General features: G+C 69.3%; 12 protein-coding genes. 8 read left to right on the plus strand and 4 right to left on the minus strand.

Annotation, left to right across the window (positions count from 1 at the left end; all coding sequences use genetic code 11):
• The first annotated feature begins 149 nt into the window (after window positions 1-149).
• Window positions 150-1,181, plus strand: coding sequence for an arsenate reductase/protein-tyrosine-phosphatase family protein (locus R5W23_RS11675; RefSeq protein WP_320686472.1), 1,032 nt, complete (start codon window positions 150-152; stop codon window positions 1,179-1,181).
• On the plus strand, window positions 1,166-1,633 hold the full coding sequence (gene rpiB, locus R5W23_RS11680; RefSeq protein WP_320686473.1) for a ribose 5-phosphate isomerase B: 468 nt from the start codon (window positions 1,166-1,168) through the stop codon (window positions 1,631-1,633). The genes R5W23_RS11675 and rpiB overlap by 16 nt, the downstream gene beginning before the upstream one ends.
• Window positions 1,634-1,769: 136 nt before the next feature.
• Here the strand turns inward: rpiB and R5W23_RS11685 are convergent, their stop codons facing one another.
• The 4 genes from R5W23_RS11685 to R5W23_RS11700 form a co-directional block, all read right to left on the minus strand.
• Window positions 1,770-3,044 (minus strand): glycosyltransferase 87 family protein, encoded by a 1,275-nt coding sequence (locus R5W23_RS11685; protein ID WP_320686474.1) that lies wholly within the window; start codon window positions 3,042-3,044, stop codon window positions 1,770-1,772.
• A gap of 127 nt (window positions 3,045-3,171) precedes the next feature.
• Window positions 3,172-4,965, minus strand: a complete 1,794-nt coding sequence (locus tag R5W23_RS11690; protein WP_320686475.1) for a multiheme c-type cytochrome — start codon at window positions 4,963-4,965, stop codon at window positions 3,172-3,174.
• Window positions 4,965-6,479, minus strand: coding sequence for a multiheme c-type cytochrome (locus tag R5W23_RS11695; RefSeq protein WP_320686476.1), 1,515 nt, complete (start codon window positions 6,477-6,479; stop codon window positions 4,965-4,967). The genes R5W23_RS11690 and R5W23_RS11695 overlap by 1 nt, the downstream gene beginning before the upstream one ends.
• A 61-nt stretch (window positions 6,480-6,540) precedes the next feature.
• Window positions 6,541-7,998, minus strand: a complete 1,458-nt coding sequence (locus R5W23_RS11700; protein ID WP_320686477.1) for a multiheme c-type cytochrome — start codon at window positions 7,996-7,998, stop codon at window positions 6,541-6,543.
• Between the two features lie 264 nt (window positions 7,999-8,262).
• Between R5W23_RS11700 and R5W23_RS11705 the strand changes: the two genes are divergently transcribed.
• From R5W23_RS11705 to R5W23_RS11730, 6 genes are all read left to right on the plus strand, one after another.
• A complete protein-coding gene (locus R5W23_RS11705; protein ID WP_320686478.1) occupies window positions 8,263-9,144 on the plus strand; it encodes a hypothetical protein in 882 nt (293 codons plus the stop codon).
• A gap of 117 nt (window positions 9,145-9,261) precedes the next feature.
• Window positions 9,262-10,899, plus strand: a complete 1,638-nt coding sequence (locus tag R5W23_RS11710) for a hypothetical protein (RefSeq protein ID WP_320686479.1) — start codon at window positions 9,262-9,264, stop codon at window positions 10,897-10,899.
• Between the two features lie 88 nt (window positions 10,900-10,987).
• Window positions 10,988-13,048, plus strand: a complete 2,061-nt coding sequence (locus R5W23_RS11715; protein WP_320686480.1) for an NAD(P)H-dependent oxidoreductase subunit E — start codon at window positions 10,988-10,990, stop codon at window positions 13,046-13,048.
• A gap of 99 nt (window positions 13,049-13,147) precedes the next feature.
• Window positions 13,148-15,907, plus strand: coding sequence for a cyclic nucleotide-binding domain-containing protein (locus R5W23_RS11720; RefSeq protein ID WP_320686481.1), 2,760 nt, complete (start codon window positions 13,148-13,150; stop codon window positions 15,905-15,907).
• A gap of 570 nt (window positions 15,908-16,477) precedes the next feature.
• Window positions 16,478-18,364: a serine/threonine-protein kinase gene (locus tag R5W23_RS11725; protein WP_320686482.1), complete on the plus strand. Its 1,887-nt coding sequence runs from the start codon at window positions 16,478-16,480 to the stop codon at window positions 18,362-18,364.
• 441 nt (window positions 18,365-18,805) lie between these two features.
• The gene (locus R5W23_RS11730) at window positions 18,806-20,656 is read left to right on the plus strand and encodes a WD40 domain-containing protein (RefSeq protein ID WP_261185184.1); all 1,851 of its coding nucleotides are present in this window, start codon (window positions 18,806-18,808) and stop codon (window positions 20,654-20,656) included.
• The last annotated feature ends 1,119 nt before the right edge of the window (window positions 20,657-21,775 follow it).

A 21,775-nucleotide genomic window follows, 5' to 3' on the forward strand; every position in this document is an offset into this window, starting at 1 on the left:
CGCGGTTCGGCCGCTCGTCTGAGCGACCGAACCACGGTTTCGGTCTAGCAATCACCAATCAGCAAGACTCTCGGGTCCCTCTCGCCCTTTCGCCTCTTCTTTTCTAATATTGGGTACAGTTCCACTTGCCGTCCGGGGACCGCCGCGCCATGCCGAGCGTGATCGACTGGAACCCGACCGTCGATCCGTCAGGGCTGGTGCAGCGCACACGAGACGCTCTCGCGTCCGGCGGCGCCGTCGTCCTGCCGGGCGACGGCGGCTACGTCGTCCTTTGGCGGCCGGGTACCGCACCGGAACGTTCCTCCCCGGCGCTGCTCGTGTTCGGCCCCGAGGAAGCGGCGGCCCTCGGCGTCACGATCCCGAAGACGGCCCGGCGGCTCATGGCCCGCGCGTGGCCCGCGGCGCTGACGGTCGAGGTGCCTGCGAGCACCGACGTGCCCGGCGCCGCCAACGGCTTCGTGCGGTTCCGGTTCCCCGAACACCCGCTGTTCGACCTCGTCGTTCCGACGCTGGCCGACCTGGGGCCGGTGCTGATCGCGGACACGGGAGCCGAATCGGCGGCCGACGCCGTCACACGCGCGGGCACCGAGGTCACGCTGGCGATCGACGCGGGCCTGCGCGGCGGCCCGAAGCCAACGGTCGTCCGTTGTTCCGACACAGAATACACTGTTACTGAGCCCGGCGCGTTCCCCAAGGAGGAAATCGACCGGCTCGCGGCGCGGATCGTTCTGTTCGTGTGTACCGGCAACACGTGCCGCAGCCCGCTGGCGGAGGGCCTCGCGAAGAAGCTCCTCGCCGACCGGCTCCGGTGCGCCACCGACGAACTCCCGGCCCGCGGTTTCTGGGTGCTGTCGGCCGGCGTCGCGGCCTACGGCGGCGGCCCGGCGTCGGAGGAGTCGCTCGCGGTCGCGGCCGAGTTCGGTGCGGACCTGGGCCGGCACGCGAGCCGCCCACTGAACCCGCAACTGCTGGCCGCCGCCGACGACGTTATCGCGATGACGCACGGCCACCTGCACGCCCTCGCGACGCGATACCCGGGCGCCGGCCCGGGCGCCCGGCTGCTGTGCGGCGACGAAGACTTGGACGATCCGATCGGGGCGAGTCTGGACGTGTACCGGGAGTGTGCCCGGGTCGTCGTCCGGCACCTGGAGCGGATCCTTCCCGAATGGGTAGCGTCATGAAGGTTGCCGTGGGCAACGACCACCGCGGGCTGTGCGTGCGGCCGCGCGTCCTCGGGTTGCTGGCCGAACTGGGGCACGAGGTACACGACCTCGGCGCCAGCGGACCGGCCGGCGTGGACTACCCCGATTACGCGATCCCGGTGGCCGAAGAGGTCGCCGCCGGCAAGGCCGACCGCGGCGTCCTGATCTGCGCGACCGGTCACGGGATGTGCATCGCGGCGAACAAGGTCCACGGCGTCCGGGCCGTCAACAGCCGTGATGTCATCGACGCCGAGCTGAGCCGCCGGCACAACGACTCGAACATCCTGTGTCTGGCGGCGGACTTGCTCGGGGAAGACCAAATCGAGCGCATCATCCGGGCGTGGCTGCTGACCGACTTCGAGGGCGGGCGCCACACCCGCCGCCGCGAGAAAGTGGACGCCTACGAAAAGAGCCACGAGAACCGGAGCTGAGCCACAACACGGTTACGCCCCGGTAACGAATGTTTTGACGAGCCCCTCGCGCGCCCGGCTCGCCCAGATCAGCCCCGCATTTCTACGATACAGCACTCAGACCGACGGCGGCCCCGCGGTCGAAGTGTGCTCACGATCAGCTCTTCGGGTACAATGCGAGGCGCCGAACCAGACCGGTGAATCCGTTCTGCCGCACCTCTTCCACCTGCCCCATCCCCTTGTCCCGTACCCGCCATTTCGCACGCCCATACACCACTCCGACCGCGGCACCGCACAGCACGAGCGCCTGCGTGTTCACCAACAAACCGCGCAAGGGCCACGGGCTGGACACCTTCAGAATGAGGACCGCGAGCGCGAACGCCGCGAGCGCAAAGCCCCGCACGGATCGGCCGCACGTCGGGTCAGCCCCCACAACCAACAGCACCAGTGCCGGCACCACCAGCGGCACGAGGTGGTACGCTTCCAGGTACGGGTTGACCGCGACCGGACCGAGTACCAGCAGCGACACGTGCGTCAGGATGCTGCGTGCGTCCCGTTCACGGTTCCCCCAGCACGCCGCGGCCCCGCAAACGCCCAGGAGCCCCCACACCACACACACCGCGAGCGAAAGCGCCTTCGCTTGTGCCGCGTCGCTCGCACACACGTGCAACGCAGCCTTATCGAGTGAGATCAAAATCGGGTGGTGGCTTTTGGTCTGCGCGTCCGTCGCGCGTGTAATCTCAACCGCCCACCCCTCGTAAACCGGCCCCGCGCCCGTAACGCCGAACGCCGCCACCGGGACCGCGCCCCAAAACACCAGCGAGAACGCAACGGCCCAGGCGAACGCGCGCCACCGCCGGGTCCATGCGAGGTAAGGAAGCACCAGCACCGGAAGCAGTTTCAGCGCAACGGATAGCGCGAACCAGAACCCCGCCGCGCCGTCGCGCGCCCGTGCCAGCGCGGCGCAGCCGAACACGAGTGCGGCCAGAACGATGAGGTTGCTGTTCACCGACCGCATGTCCCACTGGAAGTAGTACGCGGCCACGACGTGCGCGAGCGGCAGGAGGATGAGTTGTCCCGGACGCGCGAGCAACCCGAGCGTGCGGGCGAGGGCAACGTACACGGCGGCGGCGGCCACGCCGGTCAGCGCGAGCCACAGCGCCACCGACACCTTGAACGGGAACACCGCGCTGGCGGCGTGGAGCGCGACCGCGGGCGGCGGGTACGGGTACGGGTTATCGGTCGGGTAGGTGTGCGTTTCGACGACGTGCCGGCTGCCGTCGTAGATGATGCGGTAATCGACGACCGACTGCGGCCAGGGCACCGACCCGAACACCGTGCGCGCGGTCAGATCGAACAGGAGCCAGCCCACAAGACCGATAACGGCGACCCGATCGAGCCGTCGGGCCGTTCGCTCTGAACCGAACCGCATCTGCGCGCCTCGCCCGCCGGGTGTCCCGGTAAGTGGCGCGAGCGGAGCACTCCGCGCCGGCTACGCACATAACGCAAAACGGGTTCCCGCTCAAGGGAACCCGCCGAGCGTTCGCGGAGGCAAAGAACTACTTCGGGAGAGTCAGCCCCTCGATCGCCTTACGGAACGGTTCCCCGCGGAAGGAGTTGAAGATGTCCATCCGCTTTTCGAGCCGGCGCTCGACCGCGTCGTTGGTCGTCGGCTTGTTGATCGGGCTGGGGTTGCCCATGTCGTCGTAGCTCTGTTCGTAGTAGAAATCCGTGTCCGGCCGGAGCCGGGTCACCACCGACGTGGCGGTGGCGCCGCGCATCGTCTTCAGCGCCACCGGCTCCACCTTCTTCTCGGTCAGCTCCTTCGGCTGAAGGTCGAGGTACAGCGTTTCGATCGCCCACAGGTACAGTTGCGCGACCTCGGGGTCGCCGACCGGTTTCTTCGCCTCGCTCGCGGTGGCCGTCAGCTTCGTCAGCAACTTGGTGACCTCGTCCGGCGTGTACCGAACGGGTTCGAGCTTCTTGCCGGCCGCTTCCGACCACGCCGCGATCTTCTGGGTCGCGGCCTTCACCTTCTCCGCGTCGCCGTAGGTTTTGACCGTGAAGGCGTCCGCCAGTTCCAGTTCCAGCCGGTCCAGTTCCTCGGCCGCCCCTTTCAGGGCCGCGCCGTCCTTCATGCCGCCGGCGTGATCGAGGACGAGCCGGGCGAGCGCGAACGCCGCGGGGCGGTAGAGCGGGCGGCCGGGGCGCCCGACGTACCCGCGGTCCTGGCGCTCGCTCGGGTACTTCAGGTTGTGGTGGCACGAGTAGCAGTCGAACGCGGCGAAGTCGAGCCCGTCGCTCTTGGCCTTTGCGTCGTCGGCGAGCTGCGCGCCGAGGGTGGCGGTGGCCCCGAGGGCCGCGAGCGTCGATTCCGCGAACCGGCGGGCCACGAACGACTCGCCCTGGCGGTAGTGGAACCGGACGAACGCCTTATCCGTCTTGTCCTTCTCGTCCTTCTCGGCGAGCCGCGTGATGTACGGCATGTCGCCCGCGAGCCCCCAGTGCCGCGGCTGCTCGCGGGTGTACGCGAGCAGGTCGAGCGGCGGCAGCGGCGGGTGACCGGCCGCGAACATCTCGTGCGTCACGAACCGCCCCGCGGCCTTGTTACCGACGTGGCACGACGCGCAGGTCCGCACGGCCGTGGCCGGGTCGCGCAGGTTGTTCATCCCCCACTCGTGCTTCACTTCGGGCGGGTACTCGCGCCAGTCCACCACCTTCGTCGCGGGGGCGTTCCCCTTGGCGAACCGACTGGTCTTGTGCCGTTCGGAGTACATGCTCCCGTGCCCGTGGCACATCTCGCACCCGACGCCCTCCTGGATCGGCGCGAACGAGTCCGCCTTCCAGGCGGTGTACGGCTCAGCGTCCAGCGGCTTGAGCGTACTCGCGTGGCACGCCAAGCACGCCGTGTCGTTGGCGACGATGTAATCCTTCCCCTTATACTTGCGTAACTTGTCCTCCATCCGCTGTGCCGTCTTGTTCGCCGGGTACTTCGCGTCGTTGTTCGGCGTCCGGTCGGTGACCAGGTTGCGGTACGCCATCGAGTGCAGGTCGTGCGCCTCCCACACCTTGTTCTCCCACAGCCGCACGAACTCGAACCCGTACGTCTGCTTCGCCTCGGGGTCGTTCTTCGGTTGCAGGTTGTTGTGGCACGTCTGACAGCCCGACGCCCCGTACAGGCCGTGCTCTTTCTTCTGATCGGGCGACGGGCGCGGGTAAGTCTTCTTCTCCTCCTGCGCGGCGACGGCGGCCCGCGGCGGGCTGACGGCAGTCATCAGCCCGAGTGTGAGGCCCGCGAACACCGCCGCCAGTCCGGCGGCGCGGGCGGCCCGCCCCGCGTGTCCCGTCGTCATCACTTCCCCTCCGGTGTGCCCGTCGTGTTGCGCAGCAGCTCGAGCTGCTTGTAGATGGTGTCCAGTTCCGGCTTGCCGAACCTGATCGGCCCGTTCGCGCCGGGGGGGAACTTCAGGGCGCCGTACACCCGCGCCAGCGGCTCACCCCAGAGCGCCTCGCGCCCGCCCCGCCCGCCGGTCGCGGTCCACATCGACGCGGCGCCCAGGTACGTTGACGCCAGCGCGTCCCAGTCGTGGTCCGCGAGCTTGTCCCCGTTCAGCGCCCGCGAGGTGAGCAGGTGCGCGATCCGGCGCGGCATCCCTTCGGGCACGGGCACAAGCTCCCGATCCTCGGCGGCCTGGAGCTGCGCCAGCCACCGGTCGAGTTCGTCCCGGGCGGCGAGAGCCAGTTGCGCGACCTCGGCCGGGTTCGGTTCCCGCTTCGCCCCCATCAATTTGCGAAGCTCTTGCACTTTCAACAACTGTGGCGAGCTTACCCCGGGAAACGCCGTGCCGCAAGTTTCGGCCGCGACACCCGCCCCGGCGTTCGCCCACACCTCCCAGGGCGGGTTGCCGACGGGGCGGGCGGTTGCGCTCCGTTCGCCCCGCAGAGCGTCGCCACCGATCGATTGGTGGCACGAGAAGCAACTGTAGCCGCTGAACTCCGGCCACGGGTGCGAGACGTTCGGCTTCTCGGCCTTCCGCGCCCGCTCGTAAAGCAGGTTCACGGCCGCGCGAAGGGTCGCAGCCTGCCCGACCACCCACACGCGGACCTCAAAATCGCGGGCCGGGGCCTTCTCCGTCCAGTGCTTGCGGTAGTCGGGCTGGGCGTGGAAGCGGGCCGGCTCGAACGCCAGCCTGGGGTGCCCGGCCGCAATGAAGTCGTGGTTCATGTCGCGCGTGCCGTCGCCGACGTGACAGCTCGCGCAGTTCAGCGTCCGCGCCACGAGGTTCTTCGTGGGCACGAACCCGAAGTCCTTCCACTTGGACTCGTTAGAACGGGCCTTCCACGACGGGAGCGTGTGCTCGGCGATCCACTTGTCCGCCGGCCCGTGGCACCCGCCGCACCCCACGCCCTCCGCCAGGAACTGCTCGCGGTCGTCTCCGCCGCCCGCGCCCTCGACCACGGAGTGGCACACGAGGCACTTGGTGTTCTCGTGGGGCAGCGGCTCTTTCTTGCCGTCGAACCCGAGCAACTGCCCCATCCGCACCGAGACCGGGTTGAACAGAACGCTGTACGCCTTCGCGTGCGGGTCGCCGGTCGCGGACGGCGCGGCCTCGCGGGTCCAGGTCGAGTGTTCGCTGCCCACTTTGCCGATCGCGCCGCCGCCGTGGCACGCGGACGCGGCGCACGAGGTGCTCGGCCGGTGGGCGAACGGCGCCGCCCCGACCCCGTAAGGCTTGTCGCCCGCCGCCCCCACCGCCGACGCGAGTTCGGGGGGGCGGGTCGGGGTTTGAGAGGAACGAACCGCGTTCAGGCCACCGGCGACGACGCCAGCGGCGAGGGCCATCGCAACAAGGGGAACGGCGCGCACGATCACACTCGCGGTTCGCTTCCGGCGCATCCGTGCGGGGAATCCGTCGCGGGCCGCGCTCCTAGCGCGGCCCGGTGAACACGTCCTTGACCTTCGACCAGTCTCGGGCGCGAAACGCGTCCACGCCGGTCCGGTACTTCTGCACCGTCGCGGCGGCGGGCGCCCCGCTGGCATATTCCCGCGCCGCGAGCCCGAAGAACAGTTGTTCCGCGCTGTCCCACTCGGGCACGAGCGGCGCGCCCGCCGGGAACAGCCCGGGCGGTAGCGGCTTCGTACCCGCTGCGGCCTCGCGCCGCGCCGCGGCCAGCGCGTCGGCGGTGGCGAGGGCCAGCCCCTTCGCGTCCGGGGCCTGCGCGAAGCGGAGCAATTTGGGCCGGCCGTCGGGCCACGTCTGCCCCGTCTCCCCCTCCATCAGCCGCACGAGGGCCGCAACTTCAGAAGTCGCCCGGCGCGGCTGCGGCAGTCCCGGGGCGTTCGTCACCGGCCAGACCGTTTGCCACGGGGTTGAACCGATCGGCCGGCCGTCGAGGTACTCCGCGCTCTTGCGCCAGTGCCCCTCGTCCTCTTCGGGCACGCGCAGGTTGTGGTGGCACGCGGCACAGTTGAACTCCGCGAACTCGGGCCAGACCGTCCGGGCGTCGTTCGCCTCGGTCCGCTGCGCCCGGCTCGCCAGGAGCCGGCACGCGGTTTCCGCGTGGGCCAACCGCCCGACGTACCACACCTGCGACTCGTTCAGGTCGGGAGCGGCGCTCGTCCGCTTCTTCTCGTGCCAGTGCTTGGGGAGCCGGCGCTGGTACTCGGCGAAGTCGAAGTTCAGCCGCGGGTGCCCGGCCGCGATCATGTCGTGGTTCATGTCGCGCACCGGGTTGGAGCCGTCGGCCGGCGCCCCGACGTGGCACCCGGCGCAGGTCACCGCCCGTTCGCCCATGTCGTACAGCGGCCTTAGTCCGGTCTCGCGGTACACCTGCGCCCGGTCCCCGGTCCACCCGGTGTGCGGTTGAATCCACTGCCCCGCGTTCCCGTGGCACGCCTCACAGCTCACCCCCTGCTCGCGCAGCGCAACCACTTCAGTCGTCGCCGGGACATCCGCGAGCGTCGGGTTCGTGTGACACGCCAGGCACCGGGCGTCGTCGGTCGCCTTCACCCCCGGTCGGTACTTCGCCATGATCCGGGCCGCGGTCACCGTCACGCTGCGGCGCGGGCGGTCGGTCAACAGGCTGTAGGCCGCCGTGTGCGGGTCGGCCGCGGCCCAGCAACTCCCCGAAGCGGCCCATGTGTCGGGGCCGCTCCGACCGTTGAGCAGTTCGCCGGCAGGCGCGCCGTGACACGCGGCGGCCATGCACCCGACCGCGCCGACCGGCCGGCGCTCGGCCGGCGCGGCGGAAGTCGGGTGGACCGGCTCGTACTTCGGAACCGTCACCGTGTCGGGTTTGACGGCCCGGGTCGCGCCGACCGCGACCGCGAGGCCGAACGCAGCCGCCACCAGTGTGACGAGAACTGTACGCGCGCTGAGATTCATTGTCAGCCGATAATAGTTGAGCGGGTGTTCAAAACGCGGGCCACGGGACGCGCCCGCCGGCGCGTCCCCCATGTTCAACATTTCCGGGCCGGACGGCAAGCGCCGTCCATCACGAATGCGCCTCACAAGATCGCGCGCCGGCCCCGGGTGACGCCCCGGTGTCACCGGGGCCGAAGTTCCTGTTCGAAATAGTTGACCGCCCCGCGCGCGGGGGGTACTATCCTCACCGTAACACGAAATACGGCGTCATGATCGGAGCCGCGAGTGCTTCTCGGTAAGACCAAGACCGTTCCGCGCCGGGTGTTCACCATCATCGGTGCCACCGTCGGGATCACGGTTGCCGTCACGGCCGTCGCCTGGGTCGGTGGGCTCCTCGGGCTGTGGGACTGGCCCCCGCAGCCCAGCAGCGGGTTCGGGGTGCTGTGCGGGATCGCGGGCGGGGTCATCATCGCGTTCGAAATGGCGCTGGTGTTCCGCAAAATGCTGCGCGGGCACCGGCTCGGCCGCACCCGCACCTGGATGCGCCTTCACATCTGGCTCGGGCTCCTGTGCCTGCCGGTGATTCTCATCCACGGCGGGTTCGGGTTCGGCGGCCCGCTCCCGGCGGCCACGATGGCGCTCTTCCTTGCGGTCATCGCGAGCGGCGTTTGGGGCCTGGTGATGCAGCAGTGGCTCCCACAAAAGATGCTCGCGGACATCCCGGGCGAGTCGATCGCGTCGCAAATCGACCGGCTCGGCGAGTACCAAGCCGACGAGGCCCGGCAGCTCATCACCGCGCTCACCACGGTGCCCCCGGAGTCCGAGTCCGACGAGCCCGTCATCAGCGGACCGCTGGCCGGCGAGCTCGAGGCGTTCCGCGACGAGGTGCTGCTCCCTTATCTAGAACAAGGGCGGCAGTCGCGGTCGCCCCTGACCGCCCGCGCCGAGGCCGAGCGGCGGTTCGCCCGGCTCCGGGAGGCGGTCCCGCCGGACGCCCGCGGCGCGCTCGACAAACTCCAAGGGCTCGCCGACCTGCGCCGCCGCTGGGACGACCAGCGGACCCTGCACGCGTGGCTGCACGGCTGGCTCCTGGTTCACATCCCGCTGTCGTGGGCCATGTTCTCGCTTATGGTCCTCCACGCGGTCCGGGCGCTGAAGTACTGGTAAGTTGTGTTGCATACTGGATTCGGCGGCCACACGTTCGGCCCCGGTGCGTGGTCACCCGCGTCGGACGTATGGCAGGCACCAGGTACGAGACACCGAGCACCAACCGTCGGGTAAGAGATGCCCCGCTCCCCTAGTCGCGACCTGTCGGACCGGTACATCGGGCGGCGCGGGTACTTCCGCAGCCCCGACGTGTTCCGCCGCGCCCGCCGCGCCCTCACCGCCATCGCCCTCATCGGGGCCGGCGTCTGGGCGGCGGTCGATGTGGCCAAACCGGCCCAGCGGGTCCAGTACGCCCACTCGCACGGCCAGCTCGCCGACGTCCACGCGGCGTTCGACAACAACTGCGAGGCGTGCCACAAGGCGCACAAGGTGAGCCTCAACCCGCTCGACGCCTTCCGGGCGCGGGACCGGTGGCACGATCTCACCTGCGAGAAGTGCCACGCGGGGCCGCCGCACCACACCTCCTCCAATAAGGAGGCGCAGGCGTTCCACGACCGGTGCTCGAACTGCCACCACGACCATAACGGGCGGCTCAACTCGCTGGTCCGGCTCGCCGACAAGGACTGCAACTGGTGCCACGCCGAGCTCAACCGGTACCACGACGCCGACCGGTCGCTCACCGCGGCCCGCGGCGAGGCGCCTTACGCGAACAAGGTGACCAACTTCGTGACCGACCACCCGGAGTTTCGGTCGCTTGACATCACCAAAAGCCCGCGGACGCTCACGTTCAGCCACGCGGTCCACATGAGCCCGGGGCAGGCGTACAGCGCGGACGGGAAGGAAGCGATGACCGTGGCCCGGCTCCGTGAGCTGGGCGGGGCCGCGGCCGTCGCCCGCTTCGCCCCAGGCCAGCCCGACAACGCGAAGGTTCAGCTCGCCTGCGCGTCCTGTCACGCGCTCGACGCCGGCGCCGGGTCCCCGGAACTGGACAAGGTGAAGGCGACGCTGACGAAGGGCGCCCCGGCGGACGCGCTGTTCCCGCCGCGCGCGGAAGGCGCGTACTTCCTGCCGGTCAACTTCGAGGCGCACTGCCGGTCGTGTCACCCGCTGTCGGCCCCCGAGGCCGTCGCCGAGTCCGGGGGCAAGAAGTACGCGGTGCCGCGGTTCGAGGTGGCGCACCGCAAGCAGCCCGCGGACCTCGCGGCCGAACTCAAGGCGGGCTATCTGAAGGGGCTGAGTGACGGCGGGCACCCCGCGCTCGCCCGCCCGCCGGAACTGGGCGGGAAGCTGGACCCGCAACAACCGCTCGCACCGCCGACGCTGGGCCAAACCGCCGAACGCCTCACCGCGGACGCGGAGGCCAACCTGTTCGGCAGCGCCGGGAGCTGCGCGAAGTGTCACACGGTGACCGCAGGCGCGGGCGGCGCAAGGCCGAAAATCGCCGCGGTACCGGACCGCACCGTCTGGCTCCGGCACGCGACGTTCAACCACGCATCACACCGGGGTGCCACGTGTGCGACGTGCCACCCCGGCACCGCCGCCGCATTCGTGTCGCCGGTCGAGGCGAACAAGCCGGAGCCGGTCCAGATCCTCGGGCTGAACACGTGCCGGGCCTGTCACGCGCCGGTCGGCACCGTCGTCAAGCTGCCCGACGGCGCCGAGGTGGCGGGCGGCGGCGCCCGACACAACTGCACCGACTGCCACCGGTACCACAACGGCGACAACCCGCTCCAGGGGCGCGGGGCCGCCGCCCGCGAGAGCGGGGCGCCGCTGTCGCTCAAGCAGTGGCTCACGGGCAGCACGCAGAAAGAGTAACGCCGCGGGCGCCCCCGCCGCGTGCGGATCGAACGGGGGCGCGCTACCCGCCGGCCCACCGCCGGCCCCGACCCAGGCAGGTTATTCGATGATCGTTCAGCGGCTCCGCGACATCCAGAACCGGTTCGGCTTCCTCCCCGACAAGGAGCTGCGGGCGCTCGCGCACGAGATCAACGTGCCGCTGTACCGTATCGAAGAGGTCAGCAGCTTCTTCCCCGCGTTCAAGCTCGAGCGCACCAACCCGCCCGAGATCGAGATGCGGGTGTGCCGCGACCTGACGTGCCACCACCGCGGGGCCGCGGCGCTGCTGGACGAGCGCACCGGGCTGCCGGTGCTCGCGGCCGAGCTGTCCGAGGCGACCGGCAAGAGCGTGTGCGTCGAGGGCGTCTCGTGCCTGGGGCGGTGCGACCGCGCCCCGGCGGTGTGGGTCGAGAAGCGGCCCATGCCCGAACACGTTCACGCCTGGGTGTACGCCGGGCGCGACGGCGAGTTCCTCGAAGGGGTGCTGCGCGACCTCGCCGAGGACCGCGACCCGCCCGAGCCGGACACCGACGCGGCCTACGAGCCGCACACCAACACCAACCGCGGGTACTCGATCCCCAAGGGTACGCGCGTCGACCCGGAGCACCCGGCGCCGCGCACGGCGGGCTGGTCGCTGGACATCTACGGGCGCCAGGGCTGGCCCCGCGACTACCGCGCCGTCAAGCGGTTCACGGACTACCTGGCTCGGCTCATCCGGCCGCTCGTGCCGCCCCCGCGCGAGCTGGGCGGCAAAGACCTGGAGACCTACGTCCAGCGGTTCCACCCGCTGCTGTGGGAGCTCAAGACGGCGAACCTGCTCGGGATGGGCGGGGCCGGCGCGCCGGCGTACCAGAAGTGGCTCGACGTGTGGCAGCAGCCGGGCAACGAGAAGTACATCGTCTGCAACGGCGACGAGAGCGAGCCCGGCACGTTCAAGGACCGCGAGATCCTCCTGCGGATGCCGCACCTCGTGGTGGAGGGCGTCATCCTCGCCGGGCTCATGACCGGCGCCACCAGCGGGCACATCTACGTCCGGCACGAGTACTTCGAGCAGATCCACGCCCTCAAAGAAGAGATCAAGCGCGCGCAAGAGCTGGGCGCGTGCGGCCCGAACATCTTCGGGTCGGGGCGCAACTTCCCGGTCGAGGTGTTCGAGAGCCCCGGCGGGTACATTTGCGGCGAGCAGTCGGCCCTGATCGAGGCGATGGAGGACCGCCGCGGGCAGCCGCGGAACCGGCCGCCGGAGCTGTCGGCCAACGGGTTCCGCGACAAGCCGACGGTGGTGAACAACGTCGAGACGCTGGCCTGGGCGCCGGGGATCGTGCTGTTCGGCGGCGACAAGTACGAGATGGGCGGGTGGCGGCTGGCGACCGACCCGAAGATCAAGTTCGGCGGGCGGCGGCTGTTCTCGGTCAGCGGCGACGTGGCCCGGCCCGGGGTGTACGAGGTCGCGATCGGCCTCACCCTCGGCGAGCTGTTCAACGGGGACAAGTACTGCGGCGGGATCACCGGCCCGCTGCGGGCGGTGGCCGCGTCCGGCCCGTCCGGCGGGCTGGTCCCGGCGAAGCTGCCGGTCGATCCCAAGTTCGACGCCAAGAAGCGGGCGGACGCGGTCGCCCGCATCCGCGACCGCTCGGCCCAAGACGCGGACTTCATGGAGTGGTTCCTCAGCACGCACCTGCCGCTCGGCGCGACCGAACTCGACGTGCTCAAGATCCCCCTGGACCTGAACTTCTTCCGGCACCTGAACGGCGCGCTGCGGCTCCCCGTGGAAGCGATGCTCGGCGCCGCCATCACGGTGTACGCGGGCGACGTCGACGTGCTCGATCAGGCGGTGAACTACACGCAGTTCTACCGGAACGAGTCGTGCGGGAAGTGCGTGCCGTGCCGGCTCGGGTCGCAGAAGCTGGTGCAGATCGGCGAGGGGCTGCTGAAGAGCCGCCGCGCGGGCCGGCTGCCGGCCGACGACCTGGCCGCGATCAAGAAGGACGTGAAAGAGATCACGAAGACGCTCCAGCTCACCTCGATCTGCGGCCTGGGGTACGTGGCCCCGATCCCGCTGGCGACGGCGCTCGAGTACTTCGTCGATGACGCACCCAAAGCGAACGGGCGGAAGCCCGCCGAATAGCGGGCCGGCACCGCTCCCCCCACGCAGCGCACGCATCGCCTCGTCGCCACAGGTCACGCCAGGGCTCGCGCCCTCGCTCGCCAGGACACGGGTTCCACCATGCCTGACATCGCCGATCCCGACATCTTCCTGGGCCGCGAAGAGGAGTCCCTCTTCGCCCGCGACGACAACGACGTGCTCGTGCGGCGCGAGAAGGAGACCCGCGACCGGTTCCGGGACCTCGTCACCGTTGTCATCGACGGGTTCCCGGTCGAGGTGCCCCGCGCGGTGCCCAAGACCGACGCGCAGGGGAACGTCGTCCGCGACGCCGACGGCAAGGAGATCCCGCGCACCACGACCATCTACGACGCCGCCGCGGCCCTCGTCGCCGCCGGTGCGTGGACGGAAGAGGAGCTGAAGGAGCGCATCCCGGTGCTGTGCCACCAGCGGCACGTCGCACCGGTCGCGGTGTGCCGGATGTGCTCGGTCCACATCTCGAGCATGAAGCGCGGGAAGCTGACCCCCGGGCGCAAGCTGGTGCCCGCCTGCCAGCACCGCGTCGAAACCAACATGGTGGTCACCACCCGCGCCGGGCTCGACGGGTACAACCCGCAGAAGCGCGAGGAAACCAAGAGCGACGAAAAAACTGCCAAGACCATCCGGGACGCGGCGGACAGCGTCAACCAGTCGGTCAAGCTGCTCGCCGAGTTCCTCGTCGCCGACTGCCTCCACGAGCCGCTCACCGAGACCAAGCGGTACGAGGACGAGCTGTCCACGGTGTCCCGGTCGCTGGACGTGCTGGAGGCGCGGCCGAGCCTGCGCAAGCCCGCCGCCCTGCCGAGCCGCAACGCGGCCGAAGAGGCGATCCCCAAGTCCCGGCGCGTCAACCTGCCGCTGCTCCCGACCCTCCGCGAGAACGAGCTGGCGGAAGAGGCGCCCGAGCTGCGCGGCGCCTGGGAGGAGTGGAACGCGCAGATCGACAAGGACTACCCCTACTCGTCGCGCACGGTGGTGGTGGACCACGACCGGTGCATCGTGTGCGACCGGTGCGTGCGGGCGTGCTCCGAGGTGAAGCCGTTCAAGGTGATCGGCCACACCGGCAAGGGGTACGGCACCCGCATCAGCTTCGACCTCGACAGCGTCATGCGGGACAGCACCTGCGTGCAGTGCGGCGAGTGCATGAACAGTTGCCCCACGGGCGCGCTGTCGCTGCGCCGCCGCGTGCGGCCCCGGGCATGGGGCGACGACTCGCCCGAGCAGGTGCCGGTGAACCCGAACACCCCGTTCCCGGAGGGGTCCGACTTCCTGACCGCCGACCAGATGCGGGACGTGTGGCTGCTGTACGAGAGCCCCACCCGCGGGGCGCGGGTCGTGTTCCCGTTCCGCTCCATCCCGTACTCGTACCTCAAGTGGAACGAGGGGGCCGTGCGCCGGTGGGAGATCCGCCCCGGCGACCGCAAGGTGCTGTGCGACGAGGGCGAGTACGGCAGCACCGCGTTCCTCCTGCAAGGGACCGGCACGTTCGAGATCTACGTCCGCGGGCCGGAGCCTGAGGTGCGGCTCGGGCTGCTCGGCAGCCTGTTCGGCGGGGCGAAGAAGAAAAAGAAGCGCGCGGCGGGCGACTACGGGGCGCTGGTGAAGGTGTCGTCCGGGGACGAGCTGGTGCTCGGCGAGATGACCTGTTTCACCCAGCGCCCGCGCACCGCGACCGTGGTCGCGGTGGCCGAGGACGACAGCCCCGAACTCACCCTGGGGTACGACGAGAACGGGTGGCCCACCGTCACGCGGAACCCGAAGAAGCGCGGGCCGGTGGTGGTGTACGAGATCACCCGCAACATGCTCGACATGATGCAGCGGTCGGCCTCGGCCCGCGAGGACATCCAGGAGATGTACACCCTGCGCGCGATCCAGACCGGCGTGCAGAACAGTCGCGTGTTCGAGGCGCTCGACAAGATGGAGCGCGAGCAGGCGGCGACGTTCCTCCTGAGCGAGGGGGTCACGTTCGCCCGGGTCGAGGCGGGCGAGGCGATCGTTTCCGAAGGGGACGTCGCGGCCGCTTTCTACATCATCCGGCTGGGCACCGTGCGGGTGTTCACCACGGCCGGCGGGGCCGAGCAGGTGCTGCGGCTGCTGTCCGCCGGCGACAGCTTCGGCGAGCGCGGGCTGCTGTCGGACCGCCCCGGGGTGCGCACCGCCACGGTCGCCGCCCTGGACCCGGTCGAGGTGGTGCGCGTGCCCGGCCCGGTGTTCCGCCGGCTGTGCGAGAAGTTCCCGAAGCTCAAGGAGCACATGGAAGAGGGGCCGCGGCGCGCGGTCCCGGGCGTCGCCAAGGACCCGCCCCCGGCGGTCCTCCGCGACTACGTCCGCCAGGGGCTGTACCAGGGGCAGCGGCTGCTGGTGCTCGACCTGAAGAGCTGCACCCGGTGCGACGAGTGTACCAAGGCGTGCGCCGACTCGCACGACGGCAACGCCCGGCTGCTCCGCGAGGGGCTGCGGTTCGGCGACTTCCTGGTCGCCACCTCGTGCCGCTCGTGCCAGAAGCCGTACTGCATGGAGGGGTGCCCGGTGGACGCGATCCACCGCCGCGGCGCGCACCTGGAGGTGGTGATCGAGAACCACTGCATCGGGTGCGGGCTGTGCGAGCGCAACTGCCCCTACGGTGCGATCCACATGACCGCCCGCGGCACCCCGAACCCGGCCGCGACCCAGCACCCCAGCGGCGACCCGCTCAAGATCGCCGCCCGGCGCGCCGTCAACTGCGACCTGTGCGGCGGCAACGAACCGTTCTGCGTCCAGGCGTGCCCGCACGAGGCCGCGTACCGGATGAGCGGCCCCGGACTGCTCACCGAAGTGCTGCACCGGCTCGAAACGCACGACTGATACAAGAACCCATCTGCGGTGTCGCTTCTGTTGACGAGGCGGGCCCGCTCGGGAGCGGGGCACATGGCACCACCCACGGGCGGTCGCGGCGTCGTTGCGACCCGTGCGGACCGCACGCCTTTGAAAGCATTTTTTGACAGGATCGACAGGATGAAGACAGAGTGATTTTAAGTCCTGTCTATCCTGTTAATCCTGTCAAAAAATGCCTTCAATAGCGGACGCGTGTTCGCGCCCAGCTCTCGGGCGGTTGCGGCTCGTCAAGAAAGTGGCACCGCATGTGAACTCATGTATAATAGCTTCCGGTCACATGTCCGCTTGTCGCAAGTCGCAAAGTCACAAATTTAGTAAGGGAAGAGACTTGTGACTTTACGACTTGTGGACCTGCCAACTGCTGACCGGTAGCCCGAAACGAACGAACGGCGTGCGGGAAGCGTGAGCGGCGGTGGGGGGCGGGCGCGACATCATTTGTGTCGCGCCCAACCCGCGCCGCCGCTCACGCTTCTGGCGTATCAGCAGCCCCCCTGCCCCGTTCGGTGCTAAGCTACGCGAGTGCTTCTTTCTGGGCGCCACATGAATGATGAAACACGAACCGCATCGCCTTCCCCCCCCGATTTGACAACCGAAGGGGACACGCACCCGAGCGAAGAGTCTCTCGCGCACAGCGAAACGCTCGCACAGACGGCGGAACAGGCGCAGCGGGTCGCGCTCACGCTCGCGGCGTCCGGGCCTCCCGGGTACGAGATCGTCGGTGAACTCGGGCGCGGCGGTATGGGGGTCGTGTACAAGGCCCGGCAGGTGAAGCTGAACCGGGTGGTGGCGCTCAAGATGGTGTTGGCCGGCGCACACGCGGACGCGCGCGAGGTCGCGCGGTTCCTCGGGGAAGCGCAAGCGGTGGCCGCGATCCGCCACCCCAACGTGATCCAGGTGTTCGACAGCGGTGAGGCCGACGGGCGGCCGTACCTCGCGATGGAGTGCCTGGAGGGCGGGAGCCTCGCGCAGCGGCTCCGCGCGTCCGGAAAAATGCCCTCCGGTGCCGCGGCCGAGCTGGTCGCGAAGGTCGCGCTCGGTGTACAGGCCGCCCACGACCGCGGCATCGTCCACCGCGACCTGAAGCCGCACAACGTCCTGCTCGACGCACCGGGTCCCACCGCCGAGCCGTGGGGCGAACCGAAGGTGATGGACTTCGGGCTCGCGAAGCGCGACGGCGCCGAACTCACCCGAACCGGGTCGGTGATGGGCACCCCCGCGTACATGTCGCCGGAGCAGGCGCGGGGCGAGACGAAGAGCATCGGCCCGGCGGCGGACGTCTACGCGCTCGGCGTCATCCTGTACGAGTGCCTCACCGGTTCGGTGCCGTTCACCGGTTCGGACCCGTGGTCCGTGATCCGTCAGGTGGTCAGCGACGAACCGGTCCCGGCGGCGCGGCGCGCCCCGGGCGTACCCCGCGAACTCGACCTCATCTGCCGAAAGTGCCTCGCGAAGGAACCGGCGGAGCGGTACGCGAGCGCCGCGGACCTCGCCGCCGACCTGCGCCGGTACCTCGGCGGTGAACCGCTCCTCGGCCCGCGCACCGGGCTGTGGTACGCGGCGCGCAAGCAGTTCCGCCGCCGCTGGCGCCCCGCCCTGGCGGCGGGCACGCTCCTCGGGCTGCTCGCCGTCGCGTGGCTCGCACCGTCGCCGGTGTGGCTGTTGCGCAAGAAGGACGACGCAGCGGCCGCGCTCGTGCGTGAGGAAGTCCTCAAACAGGTCGATGCCCTCCGACTCGTCGAGCCGCTCCCGGACCGGACCTCGCCGCACCCGGTTACCGCACTCCCGCAACTGCCCGACGTGGACGCCTCGCACTTCGAGGTGCGCCGGGACGAACGGATCGTGGACATGCGCGGGTGGCGGCCGATCTCTCCGGGTTCCGCGGGTGCGGAATCCTCGATCGTTTATTTCACCCGGCGCGAAGTGAAGAAAGTCGCTCCCACAAATGAGTTGCGCGTCGAAACCCGCACCACCGGGCGGGATGTCGTCAACCGAGCCGGGCGGCCGAACGCCGACAAGGCCCGCGCGTTCAGTGCGGAGCGCCCCGGGTTCGTAGGGCAGCAGGCGATGAAAGTGCGGCAACTGGCGTTCGACGTGTCCGACATCCCGGTGGGGCACGAGTTCACGCTCCGCTATTCGAGCACCTACTGGAACTCGCTCCAAACGCCCGACGAGCAGTGGTTCGGAGCGATCGGCTACGAGGGCTCGGTCAAGACCTCCATGTTGATCCTGTTCCCCGAGGAGCGGCCCTTCAAGACGCACCAGTTCCGGTACGCCCCGACTCGCGCCGACGACCCCAAAACGCGAGAGGACCCGCGCCCGTACACCGGGCCGCTGCTCACGTTCGCGGCCGACGACGGGAGCTGGATTTACTGGGAGATTCCGAGCCCGGAAGCGAACCACGTGTACCGCGTCGATTGGACGTGGTGATTCGCCGCCCTGGTTTCAAACGCGCAACCGTGGCGCAAAATCACGATCACACGTGTTCGCCGCGGTGGAGTCAGTGCCGGAACTGTGTGAGTGTCGTCAAGCGGCGCATTTGCAACAACCGGAGTCGGAATGAAATCCGGCCCGCGCCGCGGGTGAGCTTTCCGCGCTGCCGATTTGCTTTCCGGTGCAACAAAGCCATACTTGGCGATACTCGACTGGCTTGCCGCTCGCGCACGCCCAAATCCTTTGGAACTCTGTTGTTGCCGCAACATATTTTGGATGCGACAATAATTCTGATTTGGTTGACTGTTCCCGGCGCACCGAATTTTCCGCCCCGCGTTCCTGTTTTTCTCGCCTGAACGGAAACACTGTTCTAGAGTCGAAACGCCCGTTCCGCGCGCCCACCGCGCGAACACCGAGACCGCACGACGAAGGGCTTTCATGTCCACACCCGTGACCACTCCACGCGAAGACGCAACACCCATCTATCCGTTGCCACTTGTAACCCGGGTGTTCGGCGAACCGAGGTTCCACACCGACGGCGACATCGCGGGGCTCACCTTCGACGCCGAGGGGCGCCTGTTTTCGATCGACGAGTCGGGCGTGCTGCGGCACTGGGCACCCGACGGGCGGCTGTTGGCCCGGCACTTCCTGAGCGACCTCGAGACGCTGTGGTGCTTCGGCCCCGGGGGGAAGCGGCTCGCCAGCGGTAACGACGACCTGCTCATCTGGGACACCGGCACCGGACAGCTCCTGAGCCGGATCGAGCAGCCGGCCGGTTCGGCGTGGCTCACCGCGCTGGCGTTCAGCGCCGACGGGGCGGTCGTGGCCAGCGGTCACGACGACGGGAAGGTGCGGTTCTGGGACGCTACTCGCTTCACCCTGGTAGGCGAGGTGCAGGCGCACCCGCGCAAGGCGGTTTCCGCGATCGCGTTCTCGCCGAACGGGAAGTTCGTCGCGACCGCCGGCGAGGACCTCACCGTCCGGGTGTGGGACGCGGCCACGCGCCACCCGGTGACCGAACTCAAGAGCCACACGGACCGCATCCCGGCGCTGGTGTGGTCGCCGGACTCGGCCCTGCTGGTCTCGGCCGGCTGGGACACGTCCGCGCGGGTGTGGCGACCGCCGCACCCGGACCCGCTCATGCTGCTCAACAGCCACGCCGACCAGGTGGCGACGGCCGCGTTCAGCCCGGACGGCCGGTACCTCGCCTGCGCCGACTCGGACTTCGACATCCACCTGTGGCTGGACGCCGAGGGCGCCACCCGCGGGCCGGTGCTGCGGGGCCACAACGAAGAGGTCCGGTGCCTGTGCTTCAGCCCGGACGGGACGAAGCTCGCCAGCGCCGGGGCGGACCGCGTGGTCCACGTGTGGGACGTGCGGGCCGGGAAGCTGATCGCCGGCCCGAACCCGCGCGGCCGGCACTCGATCGCGGTGCTCCCCGGCGCCCCGCTCCGGCTCGCCAGCTCCGGCGCGCAGAACGTGCGCGTGTGGGACGTGGAGAGCGGCGACGAGGTGGCGCCCACCAACCTGTGCCCGGCGTTCTCCGTGGCCGCCTCGCCGGACGGGAAGTGGCTCGGGATCGGCGGCACCGACTACTTCTCGCAGCTCTGGAACGCGGCCGACGGGAGCCTCGCACACTCGCTCGAAGCGACCAAGCCGCCGGTGGGGTTCGTGACCTTCAGCCCCGACTCGAAGACGCTCGTTCACACCAGCCCGGCGGACGGTTTGGTGTGGCTGTGGACGTGCGAGACCGGCCAGCCCGACATGATCATCGTGGAGGCCGCGGACGCCTGCACCCTGGAGACCATCGCGTTCCACCCGGACGGGAAGCGGATCGCGTGCGGGGGCGCCGACTACATGCGCACCGGCGAGCGCGACGGCGCGGTGTGCGTGTGGGACGCGACCACGAAGGAAAAGCTGTACACGATCGACATCGGGGTAACGGCGCTGGCGTTCGACCCGCAAGGCAAGTACCTCGCCGGCGCCGGGCTCGAGGACGCCGTGTACGTGTGGGACGCCGAAACCCAGGCGACGGTGTTCGTGTTCGGCGGGCACCAGGGCACCATCAGCGCCGTGTGTTTCGACCCGAGCGGCAGCTACCTGCTGAGCGGCGGGGACGACGGAATCGTGCGGTGCTGGGACGTGCTCAGCGGCCGGCTGCTCGTGGCCCGCGGTTTCGACGGGCCGGTCCAGTCGCTCGCGTTCAGCCCGGACGGCAAGTCGCTGTTCTGCGGTAACAGCAACACCACCTGCTACCAAGTCGAGTTCAAGAAGTTCCTGGAAGAGTAGACAAAATGCAGTCCGAATCCGGCGCAAGACCGAACACGGATGCTTGCGCCGGATTTACTATTCTAACCGCGGCACAACACTATTCCACGGTACCGCTCGTTCCGGATCGGCGCGGGTGTGAAATCTGGGCAATACGGTTGGAAGGTGTTGGCACCACGGCTGGTTCGCCTGTGTAACCCCCGTTACAGCCGCGCAAGGCAGGTAATCTCGTAGCGAACCTTCCGTATCGCCACTCCACGCACGAAGCCGCCCAGGTTGCCCACGCGCGAGCGGAAGCGTGAGAAGCCGTGTTCCACGCGGTCACGATAACTTCCCACGTCACGCTCCGGGAAAACGGACCTGCTACTACTGAAGCACGTCCGCTCGGGTTGCTCGGCGGTCACCACACGTCAATGTCCGCACGGTCCGCGAATCCATCCAAACCGCGTTGAGTATCGGCGGACCGAGCCCGAAGCGACCGCCGGAAGCCACGTCCCGGTATCGGGCCATTGTGCCGCGGTGCCATCGGTTTAATGGGCGGACCATTTTGCCGACCGATGGCAGCACCGAATGAGCGCGACTCAAACACCCAACGAGTCCACCGCTTGTCGCTCAAGCAGCGTGACACATGAAGAAGTCGCACCGCACGAGGCACAACAGATAGGTCACGAGCTGGACGTTCGCTGCCGTTGGGCTGGTCGCGGGCTGGCGGTTCGCTGGGTGGTCGCTACCACCGAATCTCACGCTCAGGCCCCCGGTGCGAAGGATTGGAACGGACAGAGAGCAGGTTGGGTGCTTCCAATGGCCATGCTGCAAAACATTGCAATTACGGAGTTTGCAAAAAATGGCCCGCTCATGGACGCTAATAACATTCGGGTTCGCAGTGTCGCGTCCACAATCCGCCGCCGCGCGATTACTCGGACTGTTGGTAGCGGTTGCGGAAAACTGCGGCACAACGACACCCGGTGCGAAGCCACTCGGCCGCCACTCCTTGAGCGGAAGGACGTGCTCCCGATCCGAATGCGTGAGCTCCCGCCGTTGATCGCTGAAGTGGGCGATTCCGCAGAACCGGCACAATCGGGAGCTCGGGCATTTCTCACCCGCACACAAAACCCGCGGGTGCAGCGGGGTGTGAAAACA

Source organism: Gemmata algarum (assembly GCF_034097035.1).
GTDB lineage: Bacteria > Planctomycetota > Planctomycetia > Gemmatales > Gemmataceae > Gemmata > Gemmata algarum.

What these genes read in the sequence shown, in the direction of transcription:
- R5W23_RS11720 (WP_320686481.1), top strand. Translation starts at nt 13,148, where the DNA reads ATGCCTGACATCGCCGATCCCGACATCTTCCTGGGCCGCGAAGAGGAG.
- R5W23_RS11730 (WP_261185184.1), top strand. Translation starts at nt 18,806, where the DNA reads ATGTCCACACCCGTGACCACTCCACGCGAAGACGCAACACCCATCTAT.
- R5W23_RS11725 (WP_320686482.1), top strand. Translation starts at nt 16,478, where the DNA reads ATGAATGATGAAACACGAACCGCATCGCCTTCCCCCCCCGATTTGACA.
- R5W23_RS11690 (WP_320686475.1), bottom strand. Translation starts at nt 4,965, where the DNA reads ATGACGACGGGACACGCGGGGCGGGCCGCCCGCGCCGCCGGACTGGCG.
- R5W23_RS11675 (WP_320686472.1), top strand. Translation starts at nt 150, where the DNA reads ATGCCGAGCGTGATCGACTGGAACCCGACCGTCGATCCGTCAGGGCTG.
- rpiB (WP_320686473.1), top strand. Translation starts at nt 1,166, where the DNA reads ATGGGTAGCGTCATGAAGGTTGCCGTGGGCAACGACCACCGCGGGCTG.
- R5W23_RS11715 (WP_320686480.1), top strand. Translation starts at nt 10,988, where the DNA reads ATGATCGTTCAGCGGCTCCGCGACATCCAGAACCGGTTCGGCTTCCTC.
- R5W23_RS11700 (WP_320686477.1), bottom strand. Translation starts at nt 7,998, where the DNA reads ATGAATCTCAGCGCGCGTACAGTTCTCGTCACACTGGTGGCGGCTGCG.
- R5W23_RS11710 (WP_320686479.1), top strand. Translation starts at nt 9,262, where the DNA reads ATGCCCCGCTCCCCTAGTCGCGACCTGTCGGACCGGTACATCGGGCGG.
- R5W23_RS11685 (WP_320686474.1), bottom strand. Translation starts at nt 3,044, where the DNA reads ATGCGGTTCGGTTCAGAGCGAACGGCCCGACGGCTCGATCGGGTCGCC.